An 8,519-nucleotide genomic window follows, 5' to 3' on the forward strand; every position below is an offset into this window, starting at 1 on the left:
GCGGCGGGCCAGGGCGGCGCGGCGGGCCAGGGCGGCGTGGCGCAGGACGCGAGCAGGCTGGCCGCGACTACGGCCAAGCCGGCGCGGAGCGGGTGCCGTGGCGTGGTGCGCATCGGCGCTCAGGCGGCGATCGCCGGCCGGCGGGCGTGCCAGTCGGTGGCCTGCTGGAAGCGGTAGGCGGCGTTCAGCAGGCGGGTTTCGCCGAAGTAGTCGCCCACCAGTTGCAGGCCCACCGGCAGGCCGTCCGCGCCGAAGCCGCAAGGCTGCGACAGGCCGGGCAGGCCGGCGAGGTTGACGGCGATGGTGTAGATGTCCGACAGGTACATCTGCACCGGGTCGTCGGCCATCTGGCCCAGCGCCCAGGCGGTGGTGGGCGTGGTTGGGCCGGCAATGAGGTCGCATTGCTGCAGCGCGACCTGGAAGTCCTGCGCGATCAGGCGGCGCAGGCGCTGCGCCTGCAGGTAGTAGGCGTCGTAGTAGCCGTGCGACAGCACATAGGTGCCGACCAGGATGCGGCGCTTGACCTCGGCGCCGAAGCCTTCGGCGCGGCTCTTGCCGTACATGTCGGCGAGGTCGCCGTACTCGGCCGCACGATGGCCGTAGCGCACGCCGTCGAAGCGGCTGAGGTTGCTGGAGCATTCGGCCGGCGCGATCACGTAGTAGGCGGGAATCGCCAGCTTCGCGTTGGGCAGCGAAACCTCGACCGTGGTGGCGCCGAGCGCGCGGTATTGCACGAGCGCGGCTTCGACCGCGGCACGCACGTCGCCGGCCATGCCTTCGGCGAAGAACTCGCGCGGCAGGCCGATGCGCAGGCCTTCGAGCGGCCGCGCCGAAGCCGGCGCGGCGAGCGCGGCGGTGTAGTCCTCGGCCGGGCGTTCGAGGCTGGTCGAGTCGCGCGGGTCGAAGCCGGCCATCGCCGACAGCAGCAGCGCGCAGTCCTCGGCGCTGGCGCCGAAGGCGCCGCCCTGGTCGAGCGAGGAGGCGTAGGCGATCATGCCGTAGCGGCTCACCAGGCCGTAGGTGGGCTTGATGCCGGTGATGCCGCAGAAGGCCGCCGGCTGGCGCACCGAGCCGCCGGTGTCGGTGCCGGTGGCGATCGGTGCCAGGCGCGCGGCCACCGCCGCGGCCGAGCCGCCGGACGAGCCGCCCGGCACGTGTGCGAGCTGCCACGGGTTCTTCACCGGGCCGTAGAACGAGCTTTCGTTGGACGAACCCATCGCGAACTCGTCCATGTTGGCCTTGCCCAGGCCGACCGCGCCGGCCGCTTTCAGCAAGCCGACGACGTGGGCGTCGTAGGGGCTGACGAAGTTCGACAGCATCTTCGAGCCGCAGGTGGTCAGTACGCCTTCGGTGCAGAACACGTCCTTGTGCGCGAGCGGGATGCCGGTCAGCGCGCCGGCCTGGCCGGCGGCGATGCGTTCGTCAGCGGCGCGGGCCGCGGCCAGCGCGCCTTCGCGGTCGACGGTGATGAAGGCGTTGAGCGCGGGGTTGAGCGCGTCGATGCGGTCGAGGAACAGGGTCGCGAGTTCGACGCTGGAAATCTGGCGGGCGTCGAGCGCGCGGCGCAGTTCCGGAAGGGAGGCGTGGATCATGTGTTCGGCAAGCCAGGTAAGGGCGCGGGCAGCGGTGCCGCGCCGCGGATCATTCGATGACTTTCGGTACCAGGTAGAGCCCGGCCTCGGTCTGCGGCGCGATCCGCTGGAAGGCCGCGCGCCGGTCGGGCTCGGTGACGGCGTCGTCGCGCAGGCGGGTGGCGAGTTCCTGCGGATGGCTCATGGGTTCGACGCCGGCGGTGTCGACCGCCTGCATCTGCTCGATGAGGCCGAAGATGCCGTTGAGCTTGTCGCGCGTGGCGTCGATTTCGGCGTTGGAAAGGGTGATGCGGGCGAGGCGGGCGAGGTGCCCGACTTGTTCATTGGACAGCGACATGAGGTAACAAAACCTGCTGAATCCACAAAGGTTTGTAGGTTATCATAATCGTCTTTGCCCCGCCCGGGGCTACACCGCTTGGCGGTCGCGGGCGGGGCGTTCGCGTTGCCGCATGCGAGCCATTTCGTACGGTACGCGCGGCTCAACCACTCCACCGGTTTCGGAAGGCCTCATGTTCGGTTTCCTGCGTTCCTATTTCTCCAACGATCTCGCGATCGACCTCGGCACCGCCAACACGCTGATCTACGTGCGCGGCAAGGGCATCGTGCTCGACGAACCCTCGGTGGTGGCGATCCGTACCGAGGGCGGCCCCAATGCCAAGCGCTCGATCCAGGCCGTCGGCCACACCGCCAAGCAGATGCTGGGCAAGACGCCCGGCAACATCACCGCCATCCGGCCGATGAAGGATGGCGTGATCGCCGATTTCGTCGTCACCGAGCAGATGATCAAGCAGTTCATCAAGAAGGTGCACGATTCGCGCCTGCTGTCGCCGTCGCCGCGCATCATCATCTGCGTGCCCTGCGGTTCCACCCAGGTCGAGCGCCGCGCGATCCGCGACGCCGCGCTGGCTGCCGGCGCATCGCAGGTGTTCCTGATCGAAGAGCCGATGGCCGCCGCGATCGGCGCCGGACTGCCGGTGTCGGATGCGACCGGCTCGATGGTGGTGGACATCGGCGGCGGCACCACCGAGGTCGGCGTGATCTCGCTGGGCGGCATCGTCTACTCGGGCAGCATCCGCGTCGGCGGCGACAAGTTCGACGAGGCCATCGTCAATTACATCCGCCGCAACTACGGCATGCTGATCGGCGAGACCACCGCCGAGAAAATCAAGAAGGAAATCGGCTCCGCCTTCCCCGGCTCCGAGGTGCGCGAGATGGAGGTCAAGGGCCGCAACCTGGCCGAGGGCATTCCGCGCAGCTTCACGGTGTCGTCCAACGAAATTCTCGAAGCGCTGACCGAGCCGCTCAACCAGATCGTGTCCGCGGTCAAGATCGGCCTGGAGCAGACGCCGCCCGAACTCGGCGCCGACATCGCCGAGCGCGGCATGATGCTGACCGGCGGCGGCGCGCTGGTGCGCGACCTCGACCGCCTGCTGATGGAAGAGACCGGGTTGCCGGTCGTCGTCGCCGAAGAGCCGCTGACCTGCGTCGCGCGCGGCTGCGGCATGGCGCTCGATAAGATGGACAAGCTCGCGGCGATCTTCACTTCCGAGTGATTCGCCGCCCCGGCCTGCAGGCCGGGGCGCGCGTTCGTCATCCTCTTCAACCTGACGGCCCCTGGTTTTCCGGATGTCTCTCGTCGGCCATCAGCCTCCCCCGATCTTCAAGCGCGGATTGGCGCCCATCGCGCGCCTGTCCGTGTTCGTGGCCGTCTGCCTGGTGCTGCTGGTGGCCGATCTGCGCTTCCGCTACCTGGAAGTGATGCGCAACGCTCTGTCGGTGGTGACCTACCCGCTGCAGATGGCCGCCGCCACGCCCGCCGACTTCGTGCGCAACGCCTCTCGCTACTTCGCCACGCTGGTCGAGGTCCAGCTCGAGAACGCCGATCTGCGCCGGCAGCGGCTCACGTCGGGCGAGCGCCTGCTGCGCTTCGAGCTGCTCGAGCAGGAGAATGCCCAGTTGCGCGAACTGCTCGGCATGTCGCGCAGGGTCGGGGTCGAGAGCATCGCCGCCGACATCCTGTACAACGCGCCGGACCCTTTCGCGCGCAAGGTCATCCTCGACCGGGGCGCGCAGCAGGGCGTCGAGGCCGGGCTGGCGGTGGTGGACGCGAAAGGCGTGGTCGGCCAAGTCACGCGCGTTCATCCGGTGCAGTCCGAAGTCACGCTGCTCACCGACCGCAACCAGTCGATTCCGGTGAGCGTGGTGCGCAATGGCGTGCGCGGCGTGTTGTTCGGCACCGGCCGCGGCCGGCTGGAGATGCGCTTCGTGCTGGCGGACGCCGATATCCGCGAGGGCGACCAGCTCGTCACGTCCGGCCTGGACGGTATCTTCGTGCCCGGCCTGCCGGTGGCGCAAGTGACCGGGGTCGACCGCGTGTCCGACGCTTTCGCCCGTATCGACTGCGAGCCGCTGGCGGCCATCGAGACCAGCGTGCAGGTACTGGTGATCGGCCGCACCGCCTATCCGCCGCCGCCGGCGCCGGATCCGAAGGAACGCTGAAGCATGCAGCCGACCAATCGTTCCAGCCGCATCCTGCTGCCGGTCAAGCTGTGGTTCGTCTATCTCAGCCTGCTCGTCGCGCTCGGGCTCGAATACATCCCGACCGGACGGGTGCCGGGGATTCCCGACTGGGTCGCGCTGGTGCTGGCGATCTGGTGCGTGCGCGAGCCGCAGCGCATCGGCATGGGGGCGGGCTTCGTGCTCGGCCTGCTGGTCGATGTCGGCCAGGGGGCGGCAATGGGCCAGCATGCGCTGGCCTATGTGGTGCTGGCCTATCTCGCCAACGGCGCGGCGCGGCGGGTGCTGTGGTTTCCGCTGGCGTTGCAGGCAATCCATTTCCTGCCCTTGTTCCTGTTCATCCAGGTGCTGATGCTGGTGGTCCGCCTGCTGGCGGGCGCCGAGTTCCCGGGCTGGTCGTACTTCCTTTCGAGCCTGAGCAGCACCGTGCTGTGGGCGCCGTTGTCGATGCTGCTGCTGTTGCCGCAGTACCAGCCGGTGGACCGCGATGACAACCGGCCGATCTGAGGCCCGCGGCGGATGACGGAGTTTCGCGCGCCCGCCCAGGAACTCGCCCGCTTCCGCCTGCGCGTGGTGGTCGCGATGTTGTTCGTGTGTGTCTGCCTGGGCCTGCTCGGCGCGCGTTTCTATTACCTGCAGGTGGTGCGCCACGACTACTACCTGACGCGCGCCGAGGACAACCGCATCGCGTTGCTGCCGAAGGTGCCCAACCGCGGCTCCATCGTCGATCGCAACGGCGCCGTGCTGGCGCGCAACTACGCCACCTATACGCTGGAGATCACCCCGTCGCAGGTCGGCGATGTCCAGGCCACGCTGGACGAGCTGGCCACGCTGGTGGCGATCGAGCCGCGCGACCGGCGGCGCTTCATGAAGTTGCTGGAAGAAAGCCGCAACTTCGAAAGCGTGCCGGTGCGCAGCCGCCTGAGCGACGAGGAGATCGCCCGGGTCGTGTCGCAGCGCTACCGCTTCCCGGGGGTCGAAGTGAAGGCGCGGCTGTTGCGCGACTACCCGCAGGGCACGGTGGGGGCGCACGTGGTGGGCTACATCGGCCGCATCAACCAGCGGGACGTCGAGCGCATCGAGGAGGCGGGAGACACGGCCAACTATCGCGGCTCCCAACACATCGGCAAGGCCGGGCTGGAACAGTTCTACGAGTCCGAACTGCACGGCATCACAGGGGTGGAGCAGGTCGAGGTCAATGCCGGGGGGCGTGCGGTGCGCGCCTTGTCGCGTACGCCGCCGATACCGGGCAATGATCTGGAGCTGACGCTCGACATCGAACTGCAGCGCGTGGCGGAGAACGCCTTCGGCGCGCGCCGCGGCGCGCTGGTGGCGATCGAGCCGGCCAGCGGAGGGGTGCTGGCGCTGGTGTCGACGCCGAGCTTCGACCCCAACCTGTTCGTCGATGGCATCTCCACGCAGGACTGGAAGGCGCTCAACGAGTCGCCTGACCATCCGCTGCTGAACCGCGCGATCTATTCCGCCTATCCGCCGGGGTCGACCTTCAAGCCCTTCATGGCGCTCGCCGGCCTGGAGACGGGCAAGCGCACGGCCAGCCAGGCGATCGCGGATTTCGGCTATTTCACGCTCGGCAACCACCGCTTCATGGACGACAAGGTCGGCGGCCACGGCATGGTCGATCTGCACAAATCCATCGTCGTTTCGTGCAACACCTACTATTACCAACTGGCGCACGACCTGGGCATCGACAACATCGCCAGGTTCATGGGGCCGTTCGGCTTCGGATCGCGCAGCGGCATCGATCTGCCGGGCGAGGCGAGCGGCGTGCTGCCCTCGCCGGAATGGAAGCGCCAGCGCTTCCGCCGCGCGGAACAGCAGCAGTGGTTCGCCGGCGAGACGATCTCGGTCGGCATCGGCCAGGGCTACAACGCCTATACGCCCCTGCAGCTCGCCAATGCGCTCGCGGCGCTGGTCAACGACGGCAAGCTGTATCGCCCGCACATCGTGCGCCACGTCGTCGATTCGCGCACCGGCCAGCGGCGCGCGGTGGAGCCCGAACCCTTGCGGGAGATCCCGCTCAAGCCCGCCAACATCAAGGCGGTACGCGACGGCATGGTCGGCGTGAATAGCAGCGGCACCGGCAGGCGGGCCTTCCAGGGGGCGGCGTATACCTCCGGAGGCAAGACCGGCACGGCGCAGGTGTTCTCGCTGCGCGGCCAGCGCTATGTCGAGGGCCGGGTGAGCGAGCGCCTGCGCGACCATTCCTGGTTCATCGCCTACGCGCCTGCCGAAGCGCCCAGGATCGCGCTTGCCGTGCTGGTCGAGAACGGCGGCTTCGGCGCGCAGTCGGCCGCGCCGATCGCGCGCCAGGTCATGGATTACTACCTGCTGCACCAGCGCGCGGGGGCGCCGGCGGAAGAAGACGTCGAGGCGGACGAACTGGAGGGCGGCGAGCATGCCGAGGCGGCGGCTGCACTCGGGCGTGCGGCTGTGCCGCCGCGGCCGGCGGCCTCGGAGGGCCTGCGATGAGCAACTGGCGTTTCAACCCGATCGCGCTCGTGCGCGCCTTTCTGCGCCCCATCGACCCGATCCTGATGCTGCTGCTCGCAGTTCTGCTGGGCTATGCCTGGGTCCTGATGCAGAGCGCCTCGCCGGAGCGTCTCGAGAACCAGTCCGCGCACTTCGCCATCGCGCTGGGGGCGATGTGGGTGATGGCCTGGCTGACGCCCGCGCGCCTGTTGCGTTTCGCGCTTCCGCTGTATGCGGTGGGCGTGGTGCTGCTGATCGGGGTCGATCTGTTCGGCGAGGTGTCGAAGGGCGCCAGGCGCTGGCTCGACATCGGCATCACCCGCATCCAGCCTTCCGAGATCATGAAGATCTCGATGCCGCTGATGCTGGCCTGGTACTTCCATCAGCGCGAGGGGCAGACGCGCTTCGTCGACTTCCTCGTCGCCGGCGCGCTGCTGGTGATGCCGGTCGGCCTGATCCTGATCCAGCCCGACCTCGGCACCAGCCTGCTGGTCGCCGCGTCGGGCCTGTACGTGATCTACTTCGCGGGCCTGTCGTGGAAGCTGATCATTCCGCTGATCGTCGTGCTGGTCATCGGCCTGGGTTCGGTCGTTGCCTTCGGCGATACGCTGTGCCAGCCCGAGGTCGATTGGCAGGTGCTGCGCGAATACCAGAAGCAGCGCGTGTGCACCCTGCTCGATCCGACGCGCGACCCGCTCGGCAAGGGCTTCCACATCATCCAGTCCACGATCGCCATCGGCTCGGGCGGCGTGTCGGGCAAGGGCTGGCTGGAAGGGACTCAGACCCATCTCGCCTTCCTGCCCGAACGCCATACCGACTTCATCTTCGCCGTGCTGGCCGAGGAGTTCGGCCTGGCCGGTGCCGTCGTGCTGCTGGCGACCTACCTGCTGCTGATCTTGCGCGGCTTCACGATCGCCGCGTTCGCGCCCACGCATGCCTCGCGCCTGCTGGCGGGGGCGATCACGATGATCTTCTTCACCTATGCCTTCGTGAACATGGGCATGGTCAGCGGCATCCTGCCCGTGGTGGGCGTACCGCTCCCCTTCATCAGTTATGGGGGAACCGCGCTCGTCACGCTGTGTCTGGGCATCGGTATCCTGATGAGCATCCAGCGCAGCAGGCTGGTGGCGCGCAGCGCCTGAACGGTTTTACGGAGTGTCGATGAAGTTCCATCCCGTCCCGGTCGATGCCGGGCCTGCCGCCGGTCCGGCCACCCTCCCGCTGCGCGGCTGCACGCTGGCCGGCGCGCTGCTGGTGGTGCTTGCCGCCGCCTTGTTGTCGGCCTGCGGTTCGGCCCCCAAGCGCGGCGCCGGCCCGGCCGCGGCCGAATCCCCTGCATCCACCGCATCCGCGCCCGCGGGCAAGGGCGGCGGCTACTACAAGGACGATGGCCCCGACGAGGTGCCGCCGGAAAACCTCGATGCCATCCCGGATGCCGAGCCGCGTCTCGAGCCGCTGCACCGTTTCGCCAACCGCCCCTACAACGTCTTCGGCCAGGGCTACGTGCCTGCCACGGAGCTGCGGCCCTTCCGCGAGCAGGGGCGGGCGAGCTGGTACGGCCGCCGCTTCCACGGCAAGCCGACGTCCAGCGGCGAACCCTACGACATGTATGCGATGACCGCCGCGCATCCGACATTGCCGATTCCGAGCTACGTGCGCGTGACGCATCTGGCCAGCGGGCGCACGGTGGTGGTGCGGGTGAATGACCGCGGCCCCTTCCACAAGGGCCGTGTCATCGACCTGTCCTACACGGCCGCCCACAAGCTGGGCTACATCAATGCCGGCAGCGCGGAGGTCGAGGTCGAGCAGATCCTTCCCGACGAACTGCCCCTGCTGGCCGGCACGAGACCGGTGCCGCCGCTGCGCGGCCGCCAGCCGCGGCCTGCCGACGCGGAGACCGCGCCGGCCCCCGCCCCGTCC

Annotated in this window: 8 protein-coding genes; 6 read left to right on the forward strand and 2 right to left on the reverse strand. The window is 68.8% G+C overall.

The genetic code is table 11. The annotated features are described in order from the left end of the window. Window positions 1-119: 119 nt before the first annotated feature. Together gatA and gatC are read right to left on the reverse strand one after the other, a co-directional pair. Window positions 120-1,592 (reverse strand): Asp-tRNA(Asn)/Glu-tRNA(Gln) amidotransferase subunit GatA, encoded by a 1,473-nt coding sequence (gatA, locus tag C666_RS17550; protein ID WP_004345728.1) that lies wholly within the window; start codon window positions 1,590-1,592, stop codon window positions 120-122. 49 nt (window positions 1,593-1,641) lie between these two features. Beyond that, a complete protein-coding gene (gatC, locus tag C666_RS17555) occupies window positions 1,642-1,929 on the reverse strand; it encodes an Asp-tRNA(Asn)/Glu-tRNA(Gln) amidotransferase subunit GatC (RefSeq protein WP_004345730.1) in 288 nt (95 codons plus the stop codon). A gap of 172 nt (window positions 1,930-2,101) precedes the next feature. On the opposite strand from gatC, the gene C666_RS17560 reads away from it, so the two are divergent. The 6 genes from C666_RS17560 to C666_RS17585 all read left to right on the forward strand — a co-directional run. Beyond that, window positions 2,102-3,145 (forward strand): rod shape-determining protein, encoded by a 1,044-nt coding sequence (locus C666_RS17560; protein WP_004345731.1) that lies wholly within the window; start codon window positions 2,102-2,104, stop codon window positions 3,143-3,145. 73 nt (window positions 3,146-3,218) lie between these two features. Further along, complete coding sequence (mreC, locus tag C666_RS17565; RefSeq protein WP_028792370.1) at window positions 3,219-4,091, forward strand: rod shape-determining protein MreC; 873 nt, start codon at window positions 3,219-3,221, stop codon at window positions 4,089-4,091. A 3-nt stretch (window positions 4,092-4,094) separates the two neighbouring features. Next, on the forward strand, window positions 4,095-4,616 hold the full coding sequence (mreD, locus tag C666_RS17570) for a rod shape-determining protein MreD (RefSeq protein ID WP_004345735.1): 522 nt from the start codon (window positions 4,095-4,097) through the stop codon (window positions 4,614-4,616). A gap of 12 nt (window positions 4,617-4,628) precedes the next feature. Then, window positions 4,629-6,599 carry a penicillin-binding protein 2 gene (gene mrdA, locus C666_RS17575; RefSeq protein ID WP_004345737.1) on the forward strand — a complete coding sequence of 657 codons (1,971 nt, stop codon included), beginning with the start codon at window positions 4,629-4,631 and terminating at the stop codon, window positions 6,597-6,599. Further along, a complete protein-coding gene (gene rodA / locus C666_RS17580) occupies window positions 6,596-7,741 on the forward strand; it encodes a rod shape-determining protein RodA (protein WP_004345739.1) in 1,146 nt (381 codons plus the stop codon). The genes mrdA and rodA overlap by 4 nt, the downstream gene beginning before the upstream one ends. Window positions 7,742-7,760: 19 nt before the next feature. Then, the coding region (locus tag C666_RS17585; RefSeq protein ID WP_004345741.1) for a septal ring lytic transglycosylase RlpA family protein at window positions 7,761-8,519 on the forward strand (759 nt) is incomplete at its 3' end.

Origin of the sequence: Thauera linaloolentis 47Lol = DSM 12138, assembly GCF_000310205.1 — a bacterium.
Taxonomy (GTDB): Bacteria; Pseudomonadota; Gammaproteobacteria; order Burkholderiales; family Rhodocyclaceae; genus Thauera; species Thauera linaloolentis.